This is a genomic window from Micromonospora sp. NPDC005172, assembly GCF_040608555.1.
GTDB lineage: Bacteria > Actinomycetota > Actinomycetes > Mycobacteriales > Micromonosporaceae > Micromonospora.
The window spans coordinates 77,147-102,970 of sequence record NZ_JBEXIL010000006.1; the positions used below are offsets into that span (position 1 = coordinate 77,147).

The 25,824-nt window shown below is 70.1% G+C and carries 22 protein-coding genes and 3 tRNA genes; 10 read left to right on the forward strand and 15 right to left on the reverse strand.

What is annotated here, in order from left to right:
• Positions 1 to 99: 99 nt before the first annotated feature.
• The 4 genes from ABZV06_RS06030 to ABZV06_RS06045 form a co-directional block, all read right to left on the reverse strand.
• Positions 100 to 1,302: a low temperature requirement protein A gene (locus ABZV06_RS06030; RefSeq protein ID WP_355619048.1), complete on the reverse strand. Its 1,203-nt coding sequence runs from the start codon at positions 1,300 to 1,302 to the stop codon at positions 100 to 102.
• A gap of 24 nt (positions 1,303 to 1,326) precedes the next feature.
• Positions 1,327 to 2,175, reverse strand: a complete 849-nt coding sequence (locus ABZV06_RS06035; protein WP_355619051.1) for a cytochrome c oxidase assembly protein — start codon at positions 2,173 to 2,175, stop codon at positions 1,327 to 1,329.
• Positions 2,175 to 2,705 carry a DUF2243 domain-containing protein gene (locus ABZV06_RS06040; RefSeq protein ID WP_355619054.1) on the reverse strand — a complete coding sequence of 177 codons (531 nt, stop codon included), beginning with the start codon at positions 2,703 to 2,705 and terminating at the stop codon, positions 2,175 to 2,177. Before ABZV06_RS06040 ends, ABZV06_RS06035 begins: the two co-directional genes overlap by 1 nt.
• Positions 2,706 to 2,791: 86 nt before the next feature.
• On the reverse strand, positions 2,792 to 3,043 hold the full coding sequence (locus tag ABZV06_RS06045) for a hypothetical protein (protein WP_355240565.1): 252 nt from the start codon (positions 3,041 to 3,043) through the stop codon (positions 2,792 to 2,794).
• A gap of 371 nt (positions 3,044 to 3,414) precedes the next feature.
• On the opposite strand from ABZV06_RS06045, the gene ABZV06_RS06050 reads away from it, so the two are divergent.
• Complete coding sequence (locus tag ABZV06_RS06050; RefSeq protein WP_355240562.1) at positions 3,415 to 3,648, forward strand: GntR family transcriptional regulator; 234 nt, start codon at positions 3,415 to 3,417, stop codon at positions 3,646 to 3,648.
• Between the two features lie 264 nt (positions 3,649 to 3,912).
• A complete protein-coding gene (locus ABZV06_RS06055) occupies positions 3,913 to 4,479 on the forward strand; it encodes an RICIN domain-containing protein (protein WP_355619057.1) in 567 nt (188 codons plus the stop codon).
• 530 nt (positions 4,480 to 5,009) lie between these two features.
• Here the strand turns inward: ABZV06_RS06055 and ABZV06_RS06060 are convergent.
• Positions 5,010 to 6,140, reverse strand: coding sequence for a LacI family DNA-binding transcriptional regulator (locus tag ABZV06_RS06060; RefSeq protein WP_355240556.1), 1,131 nt, complete (start codon positions 6,138 to 6,140; stop codon positions 5,010 to 5,012).
• 562 nt (positions 6,141 to 6,702) lie between these two features.
• Between ABZV06_RS06060 and ABZV06_RS06065 the strand changes: the two genes are divergently transcribed.
• Positions 6,703 to 9,411 (forward strand): RICIN domain-containing protein, encoded by a 2,709-nt coding sequence (locus tag ABZV06_RS06065; RefSeq protein ID WP_355619059.1) that lies wholly within the window; start codon positions 6,703 to 6,705, stop codon positions 9,409 to 9,411.
• A gap of 191 nt (positions 9,412 to 9,602) precedes the next feature.
• Here the strand turns inward: ABZV06_RS06065 and ABZV06_RS06070 are convergent.
• Together ABZV06_RS06070 and ABZV06_RS06075 are read right to left on the reverse strand one after the other, a co-directional pair.
• Positions 9,603 to 9,675: transfer RNA gene (locus tag ABZV06_RS06070), tRNA-Arg, on the reverse strand.
• 35 nt (positions 9,676 to 9,710) lie between these two features.
• Positions 9,711 to 9,801, reverse strand: a tRNA-Ser gene (locus ABZV06_RS06075).
• 943 nt (positions 9,802 to 10,744) lie between these two features.
• Here ABZV06_RS06075 and ABZV06_RS06080 point away from each other — a divergent pair.
• On the forward strand, positions 10,745 to 11,356 hold the full coding sequence (locus ABZV06_RS06080; RefSeq protein ID WP_355240550.1) for a hypothetical protein: 612 nt from the start codon (positions 10,745 to 10,747) through the stop codon (positions 11,354 to 11,356).
• A 4-nt stretch (positions 11,357 to 11,360) separates the two neighbouring features.
• Here ABZV06_RS06080 and ABZV06_RS06085 read toward each other — a convergent pair whose 3' ends face one another.
• A complete protein-coding gene (locus ABZV06_RS06085; RefSeq protein WP_355240547.1) occupies positions 11,361 to 12,131 on the reverse strand; it encodes a CPBP family intramembrane glutamic endopeptidase in 771 nt (256 codons plus the stop codon).
• A 144-nt stretch (positions 12,132 to 12,275) separates the two neighbouring features.
• Between ABZV06_RS06085 and ABZV06_RS06090 the strand changes: the two genes are divergently transcribed.
• Entirely contained in the window at positions 12,276 to 13,391 is a 1,116-nt protein-coding gene (locus ABZV06_RS06090) for a globin domain-containing protein (protein WP_355240544.1), read from the forward strand.
• 88 nt (positions 13,392 to 13,479) lie between these two features.
• Here ABZV06_RS06090 and ABZV06_RS06095 read toward each other — a convergent pair whose 3' ends face one another.
• Positions 13,480 to 15,006: a peptide deformylase gene (locus tag ABZV06_RS06095; protein WP_355240541.1), complete on the reverse strand. Its 1,527-nt coding sequence runs from the start codon at positions 15,004 to 15,006 to the stop codon at positions 13,480 to 13,482.
• Between the two features lie 335 nt (positions 15,007 to 15,341).
• On the opposite strand from ABZV06_RS06095, the gene ABZV06_RS06100 reads away from it, so the two are divergent.
• Positions 15,342 to 16,124, forward strand: a complete 783-nt coding sequence (locus tag ABZV06_RS06100) for an IucA/IucC family C-terminal-domain containing protein (RefSeq protein WP_355619161.1) — start codon at positions 15,342 to 15,344, stop codon at positions 16,122 to 16,124.
• Positions 16,125 to 16,143: 19 nt separating this feature from the next.
• Here ABZV06_RS06100 and ABZV06_RS06105 read toward each other — a convergent pair whose 3' ends face one another.
• Positions 16,144 to 17,973, reverse strand: a complete 1,830-nt coding sequence (locus tag ABZV06_RS06105; RefSeq protein WP_355619062.1) for a hypothetical protein — start codon at positions 17,971 to 17,973, stop codon at positions 16,144 to 16,146.
• A 211-nt stretch (positions 17,974 to 18,184) separates the two neighbouring features.
• On the opposite strand from ABZV06_RS06105, the gene ABZV06_RS06110 reads away from it, so the two are divergent.
• The gene (locus tag ABZV06_RS06110; protein WP_355240532.1) at positions 18,185 to 18,895 is read left to right on the forward strand and encodes a class I SAM-dependent methyltransferase; all 711 of its coding nucleotides are present in this window, start codon (positions 18,185 to 18,187) and stop codon (positions 18,893 to 18,895) included.
• Positions 18,896 to 19,005: 110 nt separating this feature from the next.
• On the opposite strand, the gene ABZV06_RS06115 is transcribed toward ABZV06_RS06110, so the two are convergent.
• Complete coding sequence (locus tag ABZV06_RS06115) at positions 19,006 to 19,548, reverse strand: YbhB/YbcL family Raf kinase inhibitor-like protein (RefSeq protein ID WP_355240529.1); 543 nt, start codon at positions 19,546 to 19,548, stop codon at positions 19,006 to 19,008.
• A gap of 142 nt (positions 19,549 to 19,690) precedes the next feature.
• Here ABZV06_RS06115 and ABZV06_RS06120 point away from each other — a divergent pair, with 142 nt between their 5' ends.
• Positions 19,691 to 19,846 (forward strand): hypothetical protein, encoded by a 156-nt coding sequence (locus ABZV06_RS06120; RefSeq protein ID WP_355240526.1) that lies wholly within the window; start codon positions 19,691 to 19,693, stop codon positions 19,844 to 19,846.
• Here ABZV06_RS06120 and ABZV06_RS06125 read toward each other — a convergent pair.
• Together ABZV06_RS06125 and ABZV06_RS06130 are read right to left on the reverse strand one after the other, a co-directional pair.
• Positions 19,843 to 20,829, reverse strand: a complete 987-nt coding sequence (locus ABZV06_RS06125; RefSeq protein ID WP_355619065.1) for a hypothetical protein — start codon at positions 20,827 to 20,829, stop codon at positions 19,843 to 19,845. The genes ABZV06_RS06120 and ABZV06_RS06125 overlap by 4 nt on opposite strands.
• 84 nt (positions 20,830 to 20,913) lie before the next feature.
• Positions 20,914 to 21,000: transfer RNA gene (locus tag ABZV06_RS06130), tRNA-Ser, on the reverse strand.
• 270 nt (positions 21,001 to 21,270) lie between these two features.
• On the opposite strand from ABZV06_RS06130, the gene ABZV06_RS06135 reads away from it, so the two are divergent.
• Positions 21,271 to 22,248 (forward strand): NAD(P)H-quinone oxidoreductase, encoded by a 978-nt coding sequence (locus ABZV06_RS06135; RefSeq protein WP_355619067.1) that lies wholly within the window; start codon positions 21,271 to 21,273, stop codon positions 22,246 to 22,248.
• Here ABZV06_RS06135 and soxR read toward each other — a convergent pair.
• Positions 22,231 to 22,686 (reverse strand): redox-sensitive transcriptional activator SoxR, encoded by a 456-nt coding sequence (gene soxR / locus ABZV06_RS06140; protein ID WP_355240517.1) that lies wholly within the window; start codon positions 22,684 to 22,686, stop codon positions 22,231 to 22,233. The two genes, ABZV06_RS06135 and soxR, sit on opposite strands and share 18 nt — an antisense overlap.
• 48 nt (positions 22,687 to 22,734) lie before the next feature.
• Positions 22,735 to 23,442 (reverse strand): glycosyltransferase family 2 protein, encoded by a 708-nt coding sequence (locus ABZV06_RS06145; RefSeq protein WP_355619070.1) that lies wholly within the window; start codon positions 23,440 to 23,442, stop codon positions 22,735 to 22,737.
• Between the two features lie 124 nt (positions 23,443 to 23,566).
• On the opposite strand from ABZV06_RS06145, the gene ABZV06_RS06150 reads away from it, so the two are divergent.
• Positions 23,567 to 25,804, forward strand: coding sequence for a hypothetical protein (locus ABZV06_RS06150; RefSeq protein WP_355619073.1), 2,238 nt, complete (start codon positions 23,567 to 23,569; stop codon positions 25,802 to 25,804).
• Positions 25,805 to 25,824 lie beyond the last annotated feature (20 nt).

Here is a 25,824-nt window from a genome sequence, read left to right on the forward strand (position 1 = left end):
ATGCACGCACAGACGGACAAAGAGCCATAGATGCGACTCTACTGGAGGAATCGCCAACCACCGTCAAGCACGTGGATGCACCAGCCCGCGACCGGTTGGTCAACCTCCGGCACCCGGCGGGGACGGGTGCTCGGGCGGTTTGCCCATGGCGCGAATCGCGTCCGAGGTGGCGATGCCGCCCAGGACGACGACGGCGGTGACGGCCACGGCCAGTGGCGGGACGAGGATCATTGCGGGCGAGACGGCGACCAGCAGGAAGACGCCGATCAGCCGCGAGCGGGACACCCGCGCGAACACCGCGTGTTCGACCAGGGCACGCCCGGCCAGAAAGATCACCGGTCCACCGAGGATGGCGACGATCCAGGACGCGTCGGTGTGCCCGGACGGATGGGTGATCACGATTTCGTAGCCGACGGCGATGGCAACGGTGCCGACGACCATGAGCATGTGGGCGAGGAACGCCTCCCGGATGAGGTGCGCCGGGTTACGGGCGGCGTCGAGCGCCCCGGGCAGCAGCTGGCCCGCCTTGAAGAGGTACACCCGGAACATCAGCACGGTCGTGGCGAACGAGACGGCGAACGCCGCGGCGGCGCCGCCCTTCTGGAACGACGTGTCGCTGTAGGCCGATCCGGTGGTCAGGATCAGCTCACCGAGCGCGATGATGAAAAACTGTCGGTACCGTTCGGAGATGTACTCCGCCGACACGGGCCACCTCGGTCGGCTGGAGATGTTCCACGGCACAGGGTAGAAGAGCAGCAACGCCGTGCCGTCGATGGCGATCGCGAGCGCCCACAGCACCGCCCGCGCCGCATCCGGCAGGAGCGCTCCGACGATCCACGGCACGGCGGACATCGAGAACCACAGGAGTACGCCCGCCGCACGGCTCTGGGCCTCGAGACCCCGCAACGCCGGCACGATGACGAGGCCACGAACGATGTGTACCGCCACGTACGAGCCGGCGAAGACCAGACCCCCGGTACCGAACGCCTGCGGCACCGTAACCGCCATCATCAGGGCGCCGAGCATGGCCGTGTAGACCACAAACTGGACCTGTGGCCGCTCGGAGTTGTAGAGATCGGTGACCCAGGCCGTGACGAACCACAGTGACATGAAGGCCATCAGCAACAGCAACGTCTCGCCGACTTCGGCGAGAACCATCCTTCGCTCGGTCAGGTCTTCGACGAGCCGATGAGAGACCCGGTTGAGCGCGAAGACGAACACCAGGTCGAAGAAGAGTTCCAGGAGACTCGGCCGTTGCGGCTGCGCCGACTTGCGAAGCAGCGTTGCTGCGCCTGTCGACATATCGCCGCCCGACTTTGCCCAGATTTATTGCCTATCGGAGATTGATACCACGTGCGAGCGCTGCGGCGCGGGGGTGTCGCCGGACCGGCTGCGGCGCTCGGGTCGCCAGGTCGCCACGAGGGCGGCGGCGAGGAGCAGCTCGGCGATGTCCCCGCCGTAGTACATGAGCTGCGCTCCACCCTGCACCTGTGGGATCGGGGCGTGGATGTCGACCCAGAAACCGCCGTACATCAGTTGCGAGATGACGGCGTGGGTCGCGATTGCGAGACCGAGGTAGACCAGCCGGGTGCGGACCTCGGGCCGCCGGGGCGCGGGGTCGGGGCCGGCGATGACGTAGGCGAAGAGGCAGCCGGAGAGCAGGAAGTGGGTGTGCAGCAGCCAGTGACCGACCGGACCGCCGGCGGCGAGGTGGTAGAGCGGGGTGAAGTAGAGCACGGCGAGGCTGGCGGTGGAGAGCAGGAAAGCCACCGCCGGGTGGGTCAGCACCCGAACCGGAACGCTGTGCAGCAGGGCGGTCAGTTGGCGGGCCCGGGGCGCGGGCAGAGCCCGCAGCACCAGCGTCACCGGGGCGGCGAGCACCAGCGCGAGCGGGGCGTACATGCCGATGAGCAGGTGTTGGGTCATGTGGCCGCGGAAGTCGGTGTGGGCGAAGGGCGCCAGCGGCGGCAGGAGCGCCACGGCCAGCAGGAGCAGCCCGACGGCGAAGCTCGCCGTACGCCAGCGGTTCCAACCCTGCACCGGGTTCCGACGGCGTGCCCGCCCCGCCAGGTGCAGATAGAGGCCCGCGCAGGCGAGCAGGACGACGGCGGGCACCACCGTCTCGCCCAGGCCAACCCCCAGCGCCGCACTCTCGTGGTGCGGGTGGGGATCCATCAGACCTCGCGGTCGGAGTCGGCGACCCTGCCACCGCGCTGGAGCAACCAGCCGCCGATCAGCAGCAGCGCGCCGAAGAAGAGGAACCCGATGTCCCACCAGAGTTGGTGAGGGCCACCGCGAACATGGTGGATGCCGAGGATCTGATGGTCCACCACGCCCTCGACGAGGTTGAACAACCCCCAGCCCGCGATGATCCAGCCCCAGAGCACGCGGGAGCCCCACACCCTGCGGCGGTCGTGACTGACGCGCGAGTACAGGATGGCCAGGCCAAGCAGCACTGCCAGCCAGCACACGACGTGGAAGATGCCGTCCCAGACGGTGTTCATCTCCAGGCCCGAGACCGTGTGCGGGTTGTAGTACCGCACCCCGATTCGATCCTCGTTCGTGCTGGTGAGCATGTGGTGCCACTGGAAGACCTGGTGCAGGAAGATCCCGTCGGCGAAGCCGCCGAGCCCCAGCCCCAGCACGACTCCGGGCAGTCGGAGGCCGACCCGGCCGAGCCTGCCCTCGTCCGCGGTGGTTGTCATCACCTCTCCGTCCCTCGTACCCGAGGTGGCCCTTTCTCCACGCTAGGGGCAGATAAACGGGATCGAGGCGGAACCGCGGTGATGGACTACGGAGATCTCTTGCTGCGGCACGACCGGGCGCCCGGGAGCTTCCGGACCCCGGCGGGCTGGACGAAGAGTTCCCGCCGGGCTACCGCCGCGCCTCGGGCGTCAAGCTCATACCCTTCGATCCAGACCCACCCGTCGTACGTGATCCGGTCTTCCAGGACACGGATGAGCCGGACGAAGAACGGCCGGGAGAACTGGACGCTGGCCGCCCGCGTGAGGAGCAGGAGGTCACCACTCCTGAATGGGTGCACGACCCACCGCCCGTCGCCAAGCCAGGATCCGCGCTCGGGCCACCGCAGCCCTCGGACACCAGCCGTCCGGGTGGCAGCGACTGCACCTCTGCATCCGGTGGTAGTCGATCACCGTCCAGGAAAGCTCCACCTCGAAGGGCACCGCGCTCACCGCTCACCCTCCGTGCACGGCTCCGCAGGATCGGTTCGATCGAGCGCTTCTCGACGGCGAGGGAGCGGCCAGAGCTTCACGAGGTGGCTCCTACCTGGGCGAATGGCTGACCCTGAGGGTAGTCGAACCTATACAGCCTGTACAGCCCGGCCAGCCTGCCTAGCCCAGGTTACCTGTACCCAACGACTATCCCGTGTAGCGCGTCCATATCGTGTCGATCATGATTGACGAGATGAGCCCGGTCCCCTTCTACATCCAGCTCGCCGATCTCCTCGCCAAGCAGATCGAATCCGGGAAGCTCAAGCCTCGTCAGCCGCTCCCGAGCGAGGCGACGTTGCAGCAGGAGCACGGCGTAGCTCGTGGCACGGTCCGCGCAGCGGTACGGCTGCTGCGGGAACGAGGGCTCGTCGTCACCTTCACCGGGCGCGGGACGTTCGTCGCCGAGAAGCCGTAGCCCTTACCCCTCCCGGGCTGCTGGCGGAGATGGGGCAGCCCCAGACACGCACGCCGAGGCCCTGACGACACGCGAACCCGCCCGCGCTGCGTGCGCGACTCCTGCTGGGCCTACGTGCGGCCCGCTGCCCACGTCGCTCGCGCCCTCACACCGCTCGACAGGTGCCCGCACCTGCCATCCGGCAGTGCACTCAGGGATGCACATGTCTGACTGCCCCGGGTAGGGTCGTGCCCGTTGCTTGTTCGATCATTGGGGGGAACGAGTATGAAGCTGCGCAAATTCGCCGCTGTCTTCGCGGCGTTGGTCGGGGTGGCCGCCGCTGGGCTGGTCGGGCCGTCCGCTGCCTACGCTGCGGACAACGGACCGTGGGAGATCTTCCCCGCGAGCGCCGTCGACAAGTGCGTCGAAGTTCAGGGTGGTTCGACCGCGCCGAGCGCGCAGGTCCAGGTCTACACCTGCGCAACCTGGAGCGGGGGCGTCACGCCGCTGCACCAGCGCTGGATCTTCCGGCCCACCTCCGGTGGCTACCAGCGGATCATCAACGGCAAGACGGGCATGTGCGCCAACATCAAGGGCAGCACGGACGCCAACAGCACGAAGATCGTCCAGTACAACTGTGGTGGCAGCACGACGATGAACGACCAGTGGTACCCGCAGTTCGTACGGAAGATCGGCGGCTTCGACTTCTACCAGTTCAAGAGCCGGCTGAACTCCACGAAGTGTCTCAACGTGCAGGGCAGCACCACGTCGAACGGCTCCGACGTGATCCTCTACCCGTGCAGCACGGCGGACAACGCCATCTTCTCCTGGGCCCCGGCGGTGCAGGCCTAGGCTGCGACGACGCAGTAGTGGACGCCGAGGGTCAGGCGCGGGACGCCCGCACCTGACCCTCGGCGCTTGGTAGATCGGGGACGGTTGTCGGACGAGCAGCCGAACGCCCGCAAGGGACAGAAAGGCGAAGGGCCCGACTTGCGTTTCCGCAGGCCAGGCCCTCTTGATCTTGTGCGCCCGAAGGGACTCGAACCCCTAACCTTCTGATCCGTAGTCCAAAGCTCCGAGCGCATAACCCTACAAATAGAACTCCACCTAAAACTCGTCCGGCCGCAACCCTTTCGGTCCGTTCAAGTCCAAGTGCGCCCTCCCAGGCCCACGCCCTGCGCAAGCAGCCGATCCTGCCGTCCGCTCGATCGGTGGCGACGGGCGCGGCGGCGGTTGGGTCCGCGGCGATCGTGCCGGTGTTGGCGCGCGAGGTGCCCGTGTCGGGAGCACCACCAGCACTCCTCGTCGCGACGTGGACTCTGGCCTGCACGCTCGCGCCTTCTCGGCACAGGGATCGTGGAGGGTGGACGGATCTACGTTGATCAGGGCTGGGTGGATGGGACTTCGCTGCCGGCGGGCTGACCGTGCGGGCCACCGTGGGCCTGGGGGATCGCTCGGCGGCCACGTTCCGGGATCGGCCGGGGCGGTGGTGGAGCCGTCGAGGCGCGGACGACGAGCTCGACCGGTTGGTCGGCCGCCGGTGGAAGCTCGACGTCCGGCTTCTCGATGACCTGTACCAGCAGCGCGAGGCCCTGCCGCGCGACCTCGTCGAACGGCTGCCGCACGGTGGTGAGCGGGGGAGTGACGTAGGCGGCGACCGGGATGTCGTCGAACCCGACGACGCTGATGTCCTCGGGCACGCGGCGCCCGGCCTCGAGCTGCGCGCGGATGAGACCGATCGCCATGTCGTCGTTCGCGGCGAACACCGCGGTCACGGTGCCGTCGCCGGCCAGTTCCCGGCCCGCCGCGTAGCCGGACGCGGCCGACCAGTCGCCCTCGACGACCGGCGGCTCGTCCGCGCCGTGGGCTCGCAGCGCCTCGCGCCAGCCGGCGAGACGGTCCCGTGCCGAATACCACCGCTGCGGGCCGGCCAAATGATGGACGGTCGCGTGCCCCAGCCCCAGCAGGTGCTCGGTCGCGGCCCGCGCGAGCCTGCCCGCGCCGACCCTGGCGGTCACCACCTGCGGCGCGGCGAAGGTGGGCGGCGCGCCGAGGACCAGGACCGGCACGTCGACGCTGATGAGGCCGACGCCCTCGTCGATCGGCTCGGAGATGACGACGCCGTCCACGCCCTGGCCCAGCAGCGACGCCAGGGCGCTCGCGATGCCGCCCGGGTCGCCCTCGATCGTGGCGGCCACCCGCAGCGTGTAGCCCACCTCCCGGACCGCCCGCTCGATGCCCATGAGCCATGACGCCGGCCCGTACAAGGCGCTGCCGAGCGTCACCACGCCGATCGACCGGGTCCGCCCGGAGGCCAGCGCCCGGGCCGCCTGGTTGCGCCGGTAGCCGAGCTCCTCGGCGGCGTCCAGGACCCGCCGGCGCACGTCGGCCGAGACATACGGCTCGTCGTTGAGGACCCTGGACACCGTCTTCTGGGAGACGCCGGCCAGCCGCGCGACGTCCACGCTGCGCGGCGTCGGAGGGCTTTCGCCCGGCCTCGCCAGTCGCGTCACGGCACCTCCCATCGCCAGCCATAGTCCTGTATGATTGCGTAGTCATGTCTACGCAGTCAGACACTCACCGTTAAGAGCCCGCAACCCTCCCGTGACGCTGGCAAGGCACGTTCCCTGCCAGCACCCTAACTCCAATTTCGAACCGAACAAGTCAGGCCGGGCGCCCGCCGACTTCACCGAAGACCACGGGCTGTCCACACCTTCAGCGTCTAACGCGGCCGGCGCCGCAGCGGCGAATCGGTTCGCTATTCGATCGGCACTACGTCGGTGGGTCGGCGACACGGAATGCCTGAGCGCGATGACCTCGCACTCCGGTAGGGCTTTATCTATCGGCGGCCACCCGAAGCCTGCGAGGCATCAGGAGCAGGAGTTAACCGTCTTGAAACCTTGACTTCACGCTCGACGCACCCATTAATACATACCTATGTATTAAGGCCGCAACCAGCCTTTCCGGCTGGTCGGCGACGCCGGCAAATTTGTCGAATCGGTTCGAGACTCGGCCTTGAAGGCTGTGCCCTGAACCGGTCTTGCGGAGCTGGCGGATGAGTCACAGGAGGCAACCGTGCATGATACGAACGTCCACTGGGGTGGCCGATTGTCGGCGTTGGCCAGAGGGTTGGCCGCGACCGTGGCGCTCGCCCTGCCCCTGACGCTGGGTGGGCTGACCCTGGCGACCCCCGGGTCGGCCCTGGCCGCGCCGGTCGAGACGCAGAGTGTCGCGGCCGCCGGACTTGACGGTGTGGCGGCCGGTAGCGCCGCGATCGCCTCGGTCGATCTGAGCGGGACATGGAACTTCACGCCCGCGGGTCGGGGGGCGACCACGATCGCGGTACCCGGTGGCGGCTGGTACAAGCAGGGCTTCACCACCGTGAACGAGGCGGTGTACTCGCGCAGCATCACCGTGCCGGAATCGGGGCAGCCGCAGTCGACCTGGATCGAGTTCGGCGCCGTCAATCACCAGGCGACACTGTCGGTCGACGGCCGCGTGGTCGCCACCCAGACGACGGCGTTCACCCCGTCGAACTTCGACATCAGCGCATACGCGGCGCCCGGCACCACCCACACGATCACCGTGAACGTGAAGGGCCGCGGCGCGTTGAAGGCATCCAACGGCCGGTACCTGGTGCCCGACGCCGCCACGTGGTCCGAGGCGATACCGCAGGGGATCTTCGGGTCCGCGTTCCTGCGGGTGTACCCGGCGGTGTACGTCAGCGACACATTCGTGCGTACGTCGGTGGCGAACAAGACGCTGACCTACGACGTGACGGTGCGGAACACGTCGGGCAGTTCCCGGTCGGTGACGTTGACCGGGTCGCTGTCGTCCCACAACGGAACGGCTTTCAGCTACCCGGGACTGCCCAGCCGTACGGTCACCGTGGCGGCCAACTCGATCGCGACCGTGACCGTCGGTCCGGTCGCGTGGAACCTCGACAGCACCTCGTACTGGTGGCCCAACGTGCCGTACCGGTCGGGGTACCGGGCGCAGCTGCACGGGCTGACGGTGCATGCCGTCACCGACGACGGCCGGACGAGCGACGCCGAGTCCCGGTTCGGGTTCCGGGAGGCCACCCAGAACGGTGACTACTACTACCTCAACGGCGTGCGCGTGAACTTCCGCGGCGACAACCTCCAGGGTGCCGACTATGACCGGATCGAGAACGGCGGCAAGGGCGACGCGTACCACACCCTGCCCGGCTTCCTGCCCCCGTCGTCCGGCAACGGCGGCTGGCCGCAGGCGGTGGACAACTACCAGCGGCTGAACTACAACGTGGTGCGCATCCACCAGGAGCCCGGAAGCCCGTACATGTTGGATGTCGCCGACGAGATGGGCCTAATGATCATCGACGAGGTCGCGATTCGCGGCTCCCAGTCCTCGCAGGAGTGGCAGAACTCCGTCGGCCGCGACAACATGATCAACCACGCCCGTGCGCTGGTCCTGCGCGACCGCAACCACCCCGCGATCATCCGCTGGAGTCAGAACAACGAGCCGAACCAGAGCGGCCAGGATTCCGAGCAGTTCGAGAAGGACCTGTACGCGGCGATGAACGGCGCCGACGGCACCCGGCCGATCATTGTCGAGGTGGGCGTCGGCAACAATGTCAGCCTGTATCCCGGAATGACCTACGCCAACTTCGCGGTGATTCCGCACTACGTCGACGGCTTCGGCAGGTACGGGGAGGGCCTGGTCAGCGTGAACGGGCGGCCCGACGGCGAGGGCGAGTTCATCTGGCCGGCATGCAACAACAAGCAGGGCTTCGAGTGGTTCGCCACCGCGACTGCTGCCAAGCGCGGCAAGGGCGCCACCGACCTGCGCCCGTACACGCTGCTGTCCGCCTGGGCCAGCGTGGTGCCGGGCGTGCGGTCCACCGACTTCACCCCGGAGGAGGGCGGTCACCCCATCTACGGCGCGGACAACCTGCCCGATCCGTGGAGCAACGCGCAGATCCAGCGCGTGCAGGCGGCGTTCAACCCGGTGGCCGCGATCGACCTCCCGTACTGGTCCGCCTCCGGTAACTCGGACTCCAACGGCAGCTTCCCGCTGGCGCAGGCGGTGCCCAGCTACGCCCGCAACGCCACGGTGACCCGCAACATCACCGTGTTCAACGACGACTTCACCAACACCTCCGTGGGCTTCACCTGGACCGCCCGGCTCGACAGCCCGACCGGCGCGGTCGTCGCGTCCGGCAACAGCACCCTGACCGTCCCGCTCGGCTCACGGGTCACCCAACCGGTGTCCTTCACCGCCCCCGCCACCGGCAGCCGCGTGTACCTGCAACTGTCGACCGCCAAGTCCGGCAGCACCGTCTTCACCGACGCGGTCGAGTACCTCAACCTCAGTGGAAGCGGTGGAACCGGGCCGGCAGCAGGCACCTACCGCATCGTCAACCGCAACAGCGGCAAGCCCCTCGCCATCGCCGGCAACTCCACCGCCGACGGCGCCAAGGCGGTCCAGCAGAGCGGCTCCCCCACCTGGACGATCAGTACCACGCAGGACGCGTACACCCTGCGCTACACCGCCTCCGGAAAGATGCTCGACGTCAACGCCGGCAGCACCACGCAGGGCCTGCAGCTACAGCAGTGGTCGGCCAATGGCGGTGCCAACCAGTCGTGGTACCTGCGGCCCACCGGTGACGGCTACTACACCATCGTCAGCCGCAGCAGCGGACTCGTGGCCGACGTCTCCGCGGCCTCGACCAGCGAAGGGGCGCAGGTCGTGCAGTGGACCGCCAACGGCGGGACCAACCAGCAGTGGCAGTTCGTACCCGCCTGACCAGTGGCAGAGGTGGTTGACAAGTCCGACCGCCGGTGACCGCCTGACGATCATTGTGAGGTCTACTCGGGCGCGGGGGTTCCCGCGCCCGGGTAGATCACGACCCGATCTCATGCCGCCCACTGTCCAACGGGACGATCAACAAAAAACGCCTGACCGCGTTTCCGCAGGTCAGACGTCTGATGATCTTGTGCGCCCGAAGGGACTCGAACCCCTAACCTTCTGATCCGTAGTCAGATGCTCTATCCATTGAGCTACGGGCGCTCGTGCTCAGCCAGCATACACACCCGGCTTTCGCGCGGAGACTCCGGGATTCGAACCCGGGAGGGGCTTTAAGACCCCAACCGCATTAGCAGTGCGGCGCCATAGACCAGACTAGGCGAAGTCTCCCTGGTGGCCCGCAGACCACCGCGCCCGAGGATACAGGTCGGCACCCACCGGGAGCAAAACGACTTCCGGGGTACGCCGACCGAGGCACGCCGCCACGGTATTTCCCCGCTGTGCGGCGACGTGATCGGGACTACGCTCCATCGATATGCAGGAGCAGCCGCCCAGCGAACCGACCCGCCAAGAGCCTGCTGAGCGTACGCGTCGGCGCCCGGCGCGGGCCACGTTCACGCCGCCGCAGGTGACCGAGCAGTCCGCCGAGACCGCGCCTGCGGCACCGGCGAGCCCGCGTCCCCGCCGGGCCAAGGCGGCACCGGTGATCTTCCAGCCACCTGAGCCGGACCGTCCCCTGCCTCGACAGCCGGCGCCCGCCCCCGCCGCCACGGACAGCGTGACAGTCGAGCCGCCCGCCGCCGAGGACGCGGCGCAGGCCGGCCCGGTGCAGGAACCGACAGGCCAGCCACCGAGGAAGCGGGCTCCCCGACCGCGCAAGACCGCCACCAGCACGGCTGCCGTCGCACCGACATCACCCCCGCCAGCGCCGGCCGTCCCGGATGCGACGCCTGTCACGCCCGAACCGGCCGAGATCACGCCGATCCCTCGCAAGCGCGCCACGCCCGCCCGAGCCACGCCCGCCCGAGCCACGCCCACCCGCGCCACGACCCCGAGCAGGAAGACCCCGGGCAAGGCAACCTCGCGCTCGACGACCCAGGACAAGCCGACTCCGGACCCAGCCACGCCGCCCGGGTCCACCCCGCGCGAGGTAACACCGGAGAAGGCCACCCCGCGCAGTGCCGCCGGGGCGAAGGCGAGTGCACCCGCGGTCGCACCGGCGCCCACGCCAGGAGCGACTTCCGCGATCACCCCCCAGCCGGCCGCAGCGGCGGTTCCATCGGCTGACCCAGAGGCGGCTTTCCCTCGTACCCCGGAATCGGACTTGCGGGCCGTGGCCGTTCGCCTACGCGACCACCCCGGCTTCGCTCCGGAGTTGCTGGCGCTGGAGGCGGTCCGGACGCTCGGTCCGGGCGCCGCCGAGTGGGCGCGGCGGCTGCGGGACCGCTACCCGGACGCCTCGGCGGACGGTCTGGCCCGCCTGGCGACCCGGCGGTACGTGCGGGCGGCGGGCGTGGGAGGGGCTGCGGCGGCGCTGGCGGGGCTCTTCGCGCCGTTGGCGGAGCTGCTGTCGGTGCTGTGGACCCAGTCGAACCTGGTGCTGCACCTGGCGGCGGCCTACGGCCGGGACCCGTCGCACCCCGATCGGGCCGAGGAATTGCTGGTGTTGACCCAGGTGCATCCGGACGCGGCGAGCGCGCGGGCGGCGCTGGCCGGTGCGCGGGACCCTGGCGATCCGGTGGAGGGAACGTGGCCGAGGGCTGCGGAGGCCGCGTGGCGGCTGGCCGCGCCGCTCACCGCGCAGGCCGGCGGCTGGGTGGCGCTGCGGTTGGCGTCCCGGCTGGTGCCGGGCGCGGCTGTGGTGGCCGCCACGTTGGGCGACGCGGCGGCGGCTGACCGGCTCGCGGCGCGGGCGATGGCCGCCTACCGAACGGGCCGGCGCTGACCCGTCACAGCCAGTCGAACCACTCCCGGGGCAGCGACGCGTAGCCGACGAAGGCGACCACGTCGAGCACGGTGTGCGCGATGATCAGGGGCATCACCCGACGGGTACGCAGGTAGAAGAGGCTGAACACGACGCCCATCACCGCGTTGCCGACGAACGCGCCGAAGCCCTGGTAGAGGTGGTAGGAGCCGCGCAGCAGCGCGCTGGCCGCGATGATCGCGGCCAGCCGCCACTGGAGCTGGCGCAGCCGGGTGACCAGGTAGCCGACCACGATCACCTCCTCCAGCACGGCGTTCTGCACGGCGGCGAGGATCAGCACCGGGACCGCCCACCAGACGTGCGGCAGCGCCGCCGGCACCAGCGTGGCGTTGAGGCCGAGGTGCGCCGCCACCCAGAACAGGGCCAGGCCGGGCAGGCCGATCAGCGCGGCCAGGCCGGCGCCGCGCGCCAGATCCTGGCCGGGCCGCCGCGCGTCCAGGCCGAGGGTCCGCGCCGGGTCGCCGGGGTCCCGACTGAGCAGGTGTACGGCGAGCAGCACCGGAAGCAGCGCGAACACGATGCCGAGGAGTTGGTACGTCAGGTCCAGCCAGGGGCGGGCCGACGCGGAGGTGTTCAGTGACGCGGTCTGCTTGGACAGCGGCCCCTCGGCGGTCAGCTTCGCGATGATCGAGACCACCGCGTAGACGGCCGACTGGCCAAGGGACAGGCCGAGGACCAGCAACGTTTCGGTCCCCAGCAGCCGGCGGGACACCGGGCGGGTCAGCTCTACGGTCACCGCACCACTGTGCCCGACGGACGGCGTGGCAGGCAGCACCGATCGGTCGGCATGAACCGATCGCACATTCTGTGCGACCGATGTGCACGCTCCGTGGAGATTCTATCGGTGCCCGATCCGCTGTCGTCTGGAGAAGGAGCACCGGTGGACAACGTCGCACGGTTGCTGAAGGAGAGCTGGACCCTGGTCGAGGAGGACCGGGAGCGGCTGACCGGGCACTTCTACGCTCGGGTGTTCCTGCTCGACCCCGCTCTACGGCAGCTCTTCCCGGTGCAGATGACCGGCCAGGGTGACCGCCTGCTGGAAGCGATCATCACGGCGATCCACACTGTGGGCGATCCGGAGAGCTTCGACGAGTTCCTGCGCGCGCTGGGCCGCGACCACCGCAAGTACCACGTCGACGACCGGCACTACGCCACGATGGGCGTCGCGCTGCTCGACGCGCTGCGCAGCACGGCCGGCGACGGCTGGAACCTGGAGTACGACCAGGCGTGGCGGGACGCGTACGCGGCCATCGCGGCGAAGATGGTCGCCGGGGCGGCCGACGACGACAACCCGCCGTTCTGGCACGCCGAGGTGCTGACGCACGAGCGCCACGGCCCGGACATCGCCGTGCTGACCTGCCGAGCCCTGCAACATCCACTGCCCTGGCAGGCGGGCCAGTACGTCAGCCTGGAGCTGCCCCGCTTCCACCCGAGGGTGTGGCGGAACTACTCGGTGGCGAACGCCCCGAACGACGACAACGTGCTGGAGTTCCACGTACGGAGCCCGGGCGCGGGATGGGTGTCCGGCGCGCTGGTCCGGCGGGTGCGGCCCGGGCAGCTGCTGCGCCTGGCGGCGCCGATGGGGTCGATGACCCTGGACCGTTCTTCCGAGCGGGACATCCTCTGCGTGGCCGGCGGCGTCGGGCTAGCGCCGATCAAGGCGCTGGTGGAGGAGTTGGCCACCTACAACCGGACGCGGTGGGTGCACGTCTTCTACGGCGCCCAGCAGGCGTCCGACCTGTACGGGCTGGCCGGTTTTCAGGACCTGGTGGCGGCACACCCGTGGTTGTCGGTCACCGCGGCGTGCAGCGACGACCCGGACTTCGACGGCGAGCTGGGCGACATCGCGGACGTGGTGGCCCGGTACGGCCCGTGGACGACCCACGACTGTTACGTGTCCGGCTCGGCGCAGATGGTCCGGTCGACCCTGCGGGTGCTGGCCGCCGACGAGGTACCACCGCCGAACATACGCTACGACACGTTCGGCGATCTCTAGACGTTCCTCCCCCCACACCGGGGCGCGTGCCCCTGCCCCCTGGGGCGCGCGCCCCGGTCCCCCTCCTTTGAGTCGGCAGCGCCAGGTTTCAGTAGCGCCAGGGGCGCCCGGTCTCGCGGTATTCCTCGACCGGCACCAGCGGCACGCCGGGTGCCATCCGGTCGACGTAGAGCCGGCCCTGTAGGTGGTCGATCTCGTGCGCGACGAGCCGGGCCATGCCGAACTCGAACGAGGTGATGATCCGGCTGCCGTCCCACTGGGCGTGTTCGACGTCGAGTCGCAGCGGGCGGGGCACCAGACCTCGATGGTCGAAGAAGGAGAGGCACCCCTCGTACTGCTCGTCGGTCTCCGGGTCGGCGTCGACCACCCGGGGGTTGAGCAGGACGACCGGTTCCGCCGAGCGGTCGGGAGGTCGGACGACGGCGGCGGCCCGGCCGATGCCGAGCTGCGGTGCGGCGATGCCCACTCCCTTGCTGAACGGGTGCAGCTCGTCGAGCCGGGACAGCGCCATGGTGAGGCGCTCCACGATGCCGCGGGCCACCTGCTCCTCGCCGGGCAGGTCGAACTGTCGAACCGGCTGGCGGAGGAGATCGTCGCCGCGCTGCACGATGCCGATCCCGCGCATCCGGTCGCTGGGGCGGACCCGGGTGCTGTCGGTGCCGGCGTCCGGGTCGGTGTCGGGCCGAGCCCGGAAGCGCCACTGCATCCGGTAGCGCGCGTTGAGCGGCGGGTCGTCGGTCTGCCAGCCGAAGATCGCCCGGTCGTCCTCGTCGTGTCGCTGCGGGGCGGTCCGCAGTGGGCCTTCCTCCGCGGAGAGCGAAGTCTCCACGCCCCAGACCTGCGGGTCGAGCGCCGCCGGTAGATCCAGGCGTACGGCGAGGTGCCGGGTGGGCAGCCGGACGGCCCGCTGGAACCAGGGGCCCCACTTCTCGTGTCCGACGCTGTACGCGTACTCGATGCTGGTCCGGTCGCCGGGGTAGAGCGGGAACCGGCGTTCGCTGTTCTCGAAGAGGAGCCAGATCTCCTTGAACGCGTCCCGGTCGTGTTTCGCCCGCCAGTGCATCGGCTCCGGATCGCCGGTGCCGTCGTCGCGTCGGGCCTGTAGTTGCAGTTCGGCGAAGGTGAGCGGGTGCTCCCGGTGGTGCCGGTTGGAGCGACCGGGATCGTTCGGGTAGCGGTCGACCGCCACGCGTACGAGGTAGCGGGTGACCGGGTCCGTGCCCGCGTTGTACAGCTCACGGTGGATGACGCACCGGTAGCCGTTGTCGGTGTGGATGAGGGTGGCCAGTTCCCGCTCCACCACCAGGCCGGTGCCGGGGGGAAGCCACTGGCCGGGCAGCGAGGGCTCGCGCTGCGGATGGCCGGAGCGGGCGTGCCGGAGGTCGTCGTACTCCCGGAAGCGCTGCCAGATCGCGCCGCTGGCCTCCAGGACGGCCTCGGCACGGCGGGCGAAGTCCTCGGTCGGGCGGTGTCGACGGCCCTCGACGTGACTCACGTAGGACGGGTCGAAGCCCATCAGCACGGCCAGTTGCTTCTTGGAGAGGCCCCGCCCGGCACGCTGCCGGGCAAGCTCGGCCGCAAAGGACTCGGCAGCCCGTTCGAGGGGTGAGGTCATCGGCTTCCTCGCGGCCGGGAGTATCAGTTTCACGTTCCGTGGCCAGACGCACACTTGACTGGCATGTTCCCGACACACCGCTTGACAGCTCATGCCGAGCCCTGGTTGTGACGGCGGCCGCTGATGGCAACCCTCGGCGAGGCCCCGGATCGCGGTACGCGGTCCGGGGCCTGCCCGTCTGCCCGGATACGGCAGCCCCTGTCGCTCGGATTACAGAGACTCGCGTATACCGACGAGCTTGGTTAGGCTAGCCTTAGCTTCGGACGGCATCTGACCGTCCGCCGGGGCACGCTCCCCGGCCACTCGGACGGGGGACGGCTCAGGTGACAGCGGTGATGCCGAGGCGGGACGTGGCCGCCACGCCGCTCGCGCCCGTCACCGCCGCGTTGCGGGCGATGTTCGGCACCGACGACCTCCCCGGGCTCGCCCGGGGCCTGCTCGTCGACGACGAGTTCGGCTGGGCGCCCGCCACCACCCTCATCGACGGCACCCGCCTGCCGGAGCTGCTGCGCGCGGCGAGCGTCCGCTGGGGCGGCACGCCGCACGCCTGCGCCGCGCTGGCCTGGAAGTCGTACAGCTACTGGACGGCGCTGCCGGTCGTGCTCGGTTGGGCCTCGGCCCGCCGGGTGCCGCTGCTCGACCACTCCGACGTGCTGATCCACTTCGAGGACCACCGCCCGCTGATCACGCTGGGCCTGCGCCACGGCACCACCGTGGCGGTGCTGCCGAGCGACCCGCTGGCGCTGTCCGGCCTGCCGCAGGTACGCGTCGTCGCCGGCGAGGCGGAGCTGCTGGCCGCGCTGCGCGCCTCCCTGCTCGACGCCCACCTCGCCCCGCTGATCGCGGCGATCCAGGCGGAGGTACGGGTGGGCACCAGGACGCTGCTCGGTTCGGTCGCCTCCGGCATCGCGCACGGCATCCTGCGCGCTGCGGACGGGCTGCCCGGCTCGACGGTGGAGAGCATCGACACCCTGCTCGGCGCGCTCGACCTGGCCGACCTTGTCGAGCTGGTCCCCGGCCCCACCGGCGAGCCCAGCGTCCAGCGCCGCACGTGCTGCCTGGCCTTCACACTGCCCAGCCCCAAGGTCTGCCAGGGCTGCTGCGTCCGACAGGGCTGATCAGGCGCGATCCCGTCGTTCAGTCGGTCAACGCTCGGACGTCCCACACCCAGACGCCGCCGGTGAAGGTCGGTTGGATACCGGTCAGCTCGGTCATCCCGCGGCGCAACTCCGTCTCGTGCTCGTGCGGCCCGAGGATCACCACGCCGGCTCGCCAGTAGCGCAGGTCGTCGACCGCCTTGACCCGACTCTGCGGCGTGATCGGCGGCACCGCGCCGGTGCGCCGGATGGTGGCGAAGAAACTGCTGGTGGGCCGGGGCGGCGCGGTGAACAGCGCGACCTTCGGCGGCTGGGCGCTCGGGCGGGTGTCCGGGCCGAGGAAGTAGCCCCGGGCCAGCGGCATGCCCAGCCGGGTCGCGGCCGACCAACGCAGTGGCTCCGCGTAGTTGGTGTCCGGCAGCGGCAGGGTCACCACACTGCGCCCGCCAGCCACGTACGGCCGCCATGCCCCACTGGTCACGAAGGTGGGGACCGGGTCCAGCTGGACCACGGGCAGCGGGGTCGGCAGGATCGGCAGCAGGGCCATCGTCAGCACGGTCGCGGTGGCGAAGCGGATCTGCGGTCGGGCGGCCGGACGCGTACGGGCCAACTCGCGGGCACGCTCGGCGCCGTAGGCGAGCAGCACCCCGACGATCGGAGTGATCGCCAGCGCCCACCGGGTCGGCACCACCGAGTGCAGGATCGGCAGGTTTTCCAGCGCCGCCCAGGGCCCGGGCACGCCGGTGCCGCGCCCGTCGAAGCGGATCTCCCGTCCGAGCGAGAGCACGGTGAAGAGCAGCCCGAGCCCGGCCAGCGCGAGCACCACCGCCGACCGCCGCAGCCACCAGACGAGGGCGACCACCAGCACGAGCAGCGACCAGCCGAAGAAGCTGTTCTCCTCGGTCGGGTTCTTGGCCAGGCCCGCGGCGGTGCGCGGGCTGCCGGCCAGCGACTCCCGGGAGTACGCCACGAACGACGCGAGGTCGCTGGAGTAACCACGGATCAGGCCGGACAGCCCGGAGTAGGCGCCGGGTCCGAAGAACTGCACATACAGCGGGTACGCGAGCAGCAGGCCGGCGACCACGGCGGCGACGGCCAAGCCGGCGAGGAAGGGTCGGATCCGTGACCGCAGAGCGGGGCGAGCGAGGGCCAGCACCCCGACGATCACCCCGATCCCGATGGCGGTCATCAGCAGGATCTCCAGATTGAGGAACGCCTGCCAGACGATCACCAGCGCAAGCAGCACACCGTTACGCAGCCAGTGGCCGGCGTCGGCGAGCCGCAGCGTACGCCAGATGATCAGTGGGACGACGAACTGCGACACGATGTTCGGGTGCCCGTTGGCGTGCGACACCATGGCCGGCGCGAACGCGCAGAAGCCGGCACCCAGCCAGGCCGGCCCCCGGCTCCTGACCAGGACCCGGGAGAGCAGGAAGTACCAGGCCGTGGCAGTGGCGATCATTCCGAGAGTAAGAAAGAGCAGGAATGCGGCACGTGGTCCGAACAGCAGGGTAATTGGCGTCATTGGTAGTGAAATGGATAATACGGACGTATTTGCCATCAGGTTGACGCCGTCCGGCACGTTCATCCGGTCCGAATGGAACGGGTACGCGAATTGCGTGACCACCCGCGCACCGTGCGCCATCATCCATTCGAACTGCGACTGGTCCGAGCGGTTGTCGCGCACTCCACTGCCCGGGTTCCACCAGAGACGCCCGGTGACCCAGAAGCCGAGTACCACGAAGCTCAGCACGGCCGCCGGGTCGGCCCACTTCCCGTTGCGGCGCAACCGATCGCCGCCGCCGGGCTCCTCCACCGGCGATGCGGTGGCCGGGCCGTCGCCGGGAGCGTCCGATTCGGGAGTAGTCATGACAATTCATAGGGTAGTCAGCGTATGACGGTGCCGTGACATGTTTCGGGGTACTGCCGTACTATGTGCCGGGTTCGCCGACCGCCGATCACGTGCCCACCCCCCGACCGCAATTCGGCCAACCGCTCCCCCGTTTCCTTCGCCATCCAAGCGGATGATTCACTCTGTCGGTCCAGGCACGGGTCGAGTTCATATCGTGAGGAATCGACGCATGGCAGAAATCACTGGGGATCAGCGCGTCCAGTCCGAGGTGCTGGAAGGCCTGGCGACGGCCGTCAACCACCGTCGTTGGTTCGTCGAACTGGCGGTGCCGTACCTCGGTGACGACCCCATCGAGATCGGCAGCGGCCTCGGCGACTACGCGCTGGAATGGTCTCAGCGGCTGCCCCGGTTCACCGCCACCGAGGCCGACCCCGACCGGCTCGTGCAACTCAAGGAGCGGCTGTCCGCCCAGCCGGGCATCGACGTCCGGCAGATGCTGCTTCCGCACAGCGACCGGGGCAACTACAGCGCCGCCGTCTCGTACAACGTCCTCGAGCACATCGACGACCACGTGGGCGCGCTGCGGAGCATGCGCGACCTGGTCCGACCCGGCGGTGCGGTGATCATCATCGTGCCGGCGTTCCAGTTCGCCATGAGCCCGGCCGACATCGCCACCGGCCACGTCCGCCGCTACACGAAGAAGACGCTCGGTGCGGCGATGACCGAGGCCGGCCTGACGGTGGAGAAGATCCACTACGCCAACGCGCTCGGGTTGATCGGTTACTTCATGGCCACCAAGGTCTTCCGGCTGATGCCGAAGGAAGGGCCCATGGTCAAGGTCTACGACACCCTGGTCCTGCCCGCCACCAAGGCCGCCGAACAGGTCGTCCGCCCCCCGTTCGGCCAGTCCGTCTTCGCGGTGGCCCGCGTCCCGGCCTGACCCACGCACCCCTCTCTTCGCCGATCTTGCACTTTCGGTCGTCGACACGTCCCTTGTATGGGGTTATGTCGGCGCAGAAAGTGCAAGATCGGCGCGGCCAGGGGCGGTGGTTACTCCTTGGTCTGATGCGTGGGGCGGATTACTGCTCGTGCCAGGGTGTGGAAGGTCAGGTTGAAGCCTACGTAGGCCGGGCTCGCATCCGGGGTCACGTCGAGGCGGTCGACGTCTAGGGCGTGCACCGCGAAGACGTACCGGTGGGGGCGGTCACCGGGCGGCGGCGCCGCACCCCCGTAGCCCTGCGCGCCGTAGTCGTTGCGGACCGAGAACGCGCCCCCGAGATCGGTGCCCGCCGCGCCCCCGGCACCGGTGGGCAGCTGCGTGACGTCGACCGGCACGTTCACCAGCACCCAGTGCCAGAAGCCGCTGCCGGTCGGCGCGTCCGGGTCGTAGCAGGTGACGGTGAAGCTCTTGGTCTCGGCGGGGAAGTCCGACCAGGCCAGCTGCGGGGAGACGTTCTCACCGCCGGCGCTGCCGTGCGCGTGCCGGATGTCCATCGGCTCGCCGTTCTGCACGTCGTCACTGGTGAGCGTGAACGAGGGAACGGTCGGCAGCAGCTCGTACGGGTCCGGGGCGATCGGTCGTTCCAGAGTCATCGGGACGGGTCCTTCCGGAGTGGGCAGATACCTGCCTCTTCATACCCCTTTCCACGCCGTGGAACGACCGATTGGTCGGGGTGTGCCGGATCACGGGGGCGGGCTAGGGTGGTGCCCCTGCAACGTCCCACGGGGGGAATCCTTGCTCAGCATCTGGCGAGACTTTCTGGTCGCCGTCGTCGGCGTCCTGCGCAAGCCGGACGAGCAGGCGCTCGCCGAGGAGCGCCGACGCGCCGTCGAACGACTCGCCGACACGACGATCCGGGAGAGTCGGCCGGACAAGCCCGCAGCCTCCTAGGCGGGATTGAGAACCACCTTGTCAAGATCGGGCATCTGGTCGGTTTCGTGGTAGAACCTGAAAATCACCGGCCCTGCCGTCACATCGACGGGGAAGGTGAAGACCCTCGGCGTCAGCCAATCACCTCCAGCCGCCACCGTGAACGTTCGCGGGCTTGCACCGTTGACACTGACCTTCAGAGGCCGCGAAACGGCACTCTCGTAGGAAACCGACGCGTTCCACCGTCCCGCTACGGCGACAGCGGTGTGGACCACGAGATAATTGCTTCCCCCGAGGTATATGACCTTGGCGCCACCCTCGCAGGTCGGGCACTTCGCCACCAGCGCGCCGTGCAGCTCGTTGCCCGGGTCCTCCGCCTGGACGGCGACCGGACTGACCGCCGGCAACGGGGGCGGAGTGGGCGGCGCCGGTCGTGGCGTGGCACCTGCCACTGCGCGCGGGGTGACCGGTGACGCCGATCCGGCCGTGGTGGGCACGGCCGCAGCCGAAACGGTAGTCGCCGAGGGTGTCGGTGACGCCTCGGGTGCGGCGGACCCCCCGGGGGTGGTGGTTGCCGCCGGCGGGGTGGCGAGGGCCGGACCGGAGGCGACTTGGTCGGACGCGCCGCCGATCACCCAGGGCAGGACGACGGCTCGGCCGGTTGTGTGATGGGAACGTGGGCCGAGGCTGAGCGCGAGGACGGCCAGAAGCGCGCCGAGCAATCCGGCAATGAACGCGAAACGCCGCGGGCCGGACCAACCCCGGACATTCGCCCGACGCACCCCCTCATACCTGTCGCTTCCACCACCCGAACCCGGGCTGGCCCGCCGCGCGTTGATCCGGTCGATCGCTGTTGTTTGCTGTTGCTGGTTCTTGCCAGCTTCCGTGCCCATACCGACGTCCCCCAGACCAGGCCCAGTGCTGGGCATTCGGCTGACAGGACGGACGATGGCACCGGCAGGTTCACGCAGTCTGCGGATAACGACGCCGTCGGAGCTGTTCACGCGTACGCCATCAGGGCGCAAAGAAAGCTCGTTGATGGTTTCGGAGGCACCACCGGCCGCGAACCAGCTCTAGGCGGTGATCGGCGGAGGGTGTGGGATTCGAACCCACGAAGACATCGCTGCCTTACCGGTTTTCAAGACCAGCGCCATCGGCCACTAGGCGAACCCTCCCGGACCACCACCCGCAGGTGCGCGGCCGTGAACAGTCTGCCACGACACGCGCCGGCCGGCTCGGTGTGCCTCCCGGAAAGCGCCGGCCAGGCGGCAGCTCCGCCGTCCACTGTGGCGTTGATCGGCTCGGGTCCCTGGAAACCGGGGCGTCGCGTGCGCCGGGATGCCCCGGTTTCGCGGAAGCCGAGTTGACCAAGCCGACCACGGTCGGACCGAGCCGCCGCGAGGGGTGCGTCTGCGGCGGGAAGCCCGGCGGGTGAGACTGGGGGCATGCGAGCCATCACCGTTCCGCAGCCCGGTGGACCCGACGCGCTGGTCTGGGCCGAGGTCCCCGACCCCGAGCCCGGCCCGGGCGAGGTGATCGTCAGGGTGCGGGCCAGCGGGGTCAACCGCGCGGACCTGCTGCAACGGCAGGGGCACTATCCGCCGCCGCCGGGCGCGCCCGCGTACCTCGGCCTGGAATGTTCCGGGGTGATCGACGCGATCGGCCCGGAGGTTACCGGGTGGGCCGTCGGCGAGGAGGTCTGCGCGCTGCTGGCCGGCGGCGGGTACGCCGAGCGCGTCGCGGTACCCGCCGGGCAGTTGCTGCCGGTGCCGGCCGGCGTCGACCTGGTCGACGCCGCGGCGCTGCCGGAGGTGGCCTGCACGGTCTGGTCGAACGTGGTGGGGGTGGGCCGGCTCGACGCTGGCGACACGCTGCTGGTGCACGGCGGGGGCAGTGGGATCGGCACGTTCGCGATCCAGTTCGGGTCGGCGCTCGGTGCGACGGTCCTGGCGACCGCCCGCGCGGCGAAGCATTCCCGGCTGCGCGAGTTGGGCGCGGCGCACACGATCGACTACGCGGAGCAGGACTTCGTCGAGGAGGTGCGCACGGCCACCGAGGGTCATGGGGCGGACGTCATCCTCGACATCATGGGCGGGTCCTACCTGGGGCGGAACGTCGCCGCGCTGGCGACCGGCGGTCGGCTCGTGGTGATCGGGATGCAGGGTGGCCGCAAGGCCGAGCTGGATCTGGGCGCGTTGTTGACCAAGAGGGCCAGTGTGTCGGCGACCGCGCTGCGGTCCCGGCCGCTGGCGGAGAAGGCGGCGATCGTCCGGGGCGTACGCGACGAGGTGTGGCCGTTGGTCGCGGCCGGCGCGGTACGGCCGGTGGTGGACCGGCGGCTGCCGATGGCCGAGGCGGCCGAGGCGCACCGGCTGGTCGAGTCGAGCGATCACGTCGGGAAGGTGCTACTCACCCTCGGGTGAGGCGGGCGGCAGCATGAGGCGGGCGCCCGGGCCCTGTGCGGCGAGGGTGTCGCCCGGGTTGTAGAGCATGCAGCGTTGCATCGACAGGCAGCCGCAGCCGATGCAGCCGTCGAGGTCGTCGCGGAGCTTGGTGAGCAGTCGGATCTTCTCGTCGAGCCGGCTGCGCCAACTCGCCGAAAGTTGCTCCCAGTCCTGCGGGCTGGGGGTGCGGCTGTCGGGCAGCGATTCGAGCGCGTCGCGGATCTCGTCGAGTGAGACGCCGACCTGCTGGGAGATCCGGATGAAGGCGACCCGCCGCAGCTCGGCGCGGGCGTAGCGGCGCTGGTTTCCGCCGGTGCGGTCGGCGCGGATCAGGCCGAGGCGCTCGTAGTAGCGCAGCGCGGACGGTGCCACGCCGGAGCGTACGGACAGCTCACCGATCGTCAACGCGTCCTGCATCACCGGGTCCTCGAATTGAAGTGGACTTCAATTCGAGGTTACCGGCGCTCAGCGCGCGGACGACACCGCGGGACGACGGCGGGCGCGCTCGCGACCGAGGATCCAGATCGCCTCGACGCCGTCCTTCCAGGTGATCTTCTTGCCCTCTTCGCGGCCACGGGCCCGGTAGCTGATCGGCACCTCGTACGGGCGGATGCGGCGGCGCAGCAGCTTGCCGGTCACCTCGGCCTCCATGCCGAAGCCGCGCGAGCGCACCTCCAGCGACCGGTAGAGCTCCACCGGCATCAGCTTGAAGCAGGTCTCCAGGTCGCCGATGTACGAGTTGAAGAGGACGTTGGCCGCCATCGTGACGCCCTTGTTGCCCATCACGTACCAGAAGCTGTAGGCGCTGTGGCTGCCGAAGGTGCGATTGCCGTAGACCACCGTGGCCCGCCCGTCGAGCACCGGGGCGAGCAGCTTGGGGATGTCCTGCGGGTCGTACTCCAGGTCGGCGTCGAGAATGACCATGTATTCACCCTCGGCGCTGTCCACAGCCGTCTTGATGGCCGCGCCCTTGCCCGCGTTGCGCTGGTGGGTGATGACCCGCAGGCACGCGTCGTCGGCGCGACCGAGGACCTCACCGGTGCCGTCGCGGCTGCCGTCGTCGACCACGACCAGCTCGATCTCGCAGGGGTAGTCCACCGCCAATGCCTGCTTGAGGGCATCCGCGATGCGTTCTTCCTCGTTGTAGACCGGCATGAGGATCGAGAGCTTCACGGGAATCTCCACGGTGGCGACAACACGTCGGGCATAGCCTAGCCTGGCTGGTCAGCCCGACGGTGGCCGCCACCGTCGGACAGTCGGCGTGGCGGTCTCAGCCCGATGGTGTTTACTTCCCGCCATGTCGGCTGCCGGCTCCCTGCTCGTGGTGCTCCCCGCCACCTCGGTGCTCCTGCTCACGGTCGCGTCGAAGCCGCGCGGGGTCGATGCGGTGACGCCGACACGGCTTGCCGCGGTGCGTGCCGCGCTGATCACCGGTGCGTACGCGGTGCTCGTCGTCGAGGTGCTCGGCGCGCTGCACGCGCTGACCAGGCCGGCGTTCGTCGCCGCCTGGCTGCTCTTCCTCCTTGCCTCCGCGACGGCGGTGGGTCTGCGCTGGCGGCGGGACACCCCGGTCGCCCATCCGGCCGCCGTGACGCCGCAGCCGGTGCCGGTCGGCGCGGCGGTGACCGTCGGCGTCGGCTCGGGCACGCCCGCCCCGGCCACCGACGACGGCCTGGTGGTCGGGCGCGACGCCGCACCGGCCCAGACCGAGGGAGTACGCGCCAGACTGCTCGCCCGGGCAACCGAGAGCTGGCGTACGGCGGGTCGGGGCGAGCGGCTGCTCGCGGGCGGCATCGGCGCTCTGGTGTTGCTGGAACTGCTGATCGCACTGCTGGCCGAGCCGAACAACTTCGACTCGCAGACGTACCACCTGCCGAAGGTCGAGCACTGGGTGGCCCAGGGCGACCTCGACTTCTGGCCCACGGCCATCCACCGGCAGGTGACGATCCCGCCCGGCGCGGAGTACCTGCTGCTGCACCTGCGCCTGCTCACCGGCTCCGACGCGCTGCACAACCTGGTGCAGTGGGCCGCCGGGGTGCTCTGCCTACTGGTGGCCGCGCGGATCACCGCGCAGCTCGGCGGCGGCCGACGGGCCCAGTTGATCACCGCGTTCGTGCTGGCCAGCACCCCGATGGTCGCGCTACAGGCCACCAGCACCCAGACCGACCTGGTCTGCGCGGCGTGGGTGGCGAGTGCGGCGACCCTCGCTGTGGACGGGCTGCGCCGCCGGACCGGCTGGGGAACCGTGCTCGGTCTGGGCGCGGCCACCGGGCTGACCGCGGTGACCAAGACCAGTGGCCTGATCGCGGTGGGCCCGCTGCTGGTGCTCTGGGGTCTGGCGCAGCTCCGGCTGGCCCTGGCCGACCGGGGATCCGCCACCGAGGCGGCCGGCCGGGAAGGGGACGTCGGGTCTGCGGCCGGTCGGGTGGGGGCGGTTCGCGGGGTGTTCCGGGTCGTCGGTGGCTCGGTGCTGGTCCTGGCGGTCGCGGCGCTTGTCGTCGGCCCGTTCCTGGCCCGGGTGACGGCCGAGTTCGGGCACCCGTTGGGCCCACCACGGCTGCGTGAGTCGATCCCCATGGAACGCCACGATCCGGCGTCGATCCTGGTCAACGCGCTGCGGATCGGGCACACGGCCTTCGACACCCCGGTCGCGCCGCTGCGGGTCGCCGGCGCGGACGCGATCATCGGCGGCGCGGAGGCGATCGGCGTCGACCCCCAGGACCGGGCGATCACCTTCGGCCAGGAGGTGTTCCCGGTGCCCGCCTGGTATCCGGACGAGGATCGGGTCGCGTTCCCGATCGCCGGATCGCTGGCGCTACTCGGCGCGCTCGTCGCCCTCGTACGCCCGCGCCGGATCGATCCGGCGCAGGTCGGGCCGCTGCGGGCGTACGCCGTGGTGGTGCTGGCCGCCGTGCTGCTGCACACCTCGATGATCAAGTGGCAGCCGTGGGGCAATCGGCTGATCCTCTACGCCCTGGTGCTCGCCGTCCCGCTCGCCGGCCGGTGGCTGGACGCGCTCCTGCGTCGGGGCGGCGACCGGGCGACGAATCCGGCCGAGGCGGGTCGGGGGCGGCGGTCGGTTGCCGCCGTGGCGACCGTCGTCGTGCTGGCCACCTCGGCGTTGGCCGGAGTGCTCGCGCTGTCGTACGGCTTCCCGCGCCGGCTCGTCGGCTCGGGCTCGGTCTTCACCACCTCGGACTGGGACACCCGGTTCCTGCGCCGTCCGGAGTGGGCCGACGAGTTCCGCTGGGCCGCCACGGCGGTGCGGGACAGCGGTGCCCGCCGGATCGGGTTGGTGGAGCGCAACGACGACTGGGAGTACCCGTGGTGGCTGCTGCTGCGCCAGCCGGACGGCAGCTCGCCGGATCTGGTGTCGTTGCAGTCGGTCCTGCCGGAACGGCCGCCGGCCGACCCGGCCTCGGTGGACGCCATCGTCTGCACCGGCAGCCAGCCGGCCTGCGCCAAGCTGGTGCCGGCCGGGTGGCGGTTGGAGTTCCGCGACTACGTCGGCTACGCCCTACCCCCGGGCCGCTGAGACGACGACATGGAAGGGCC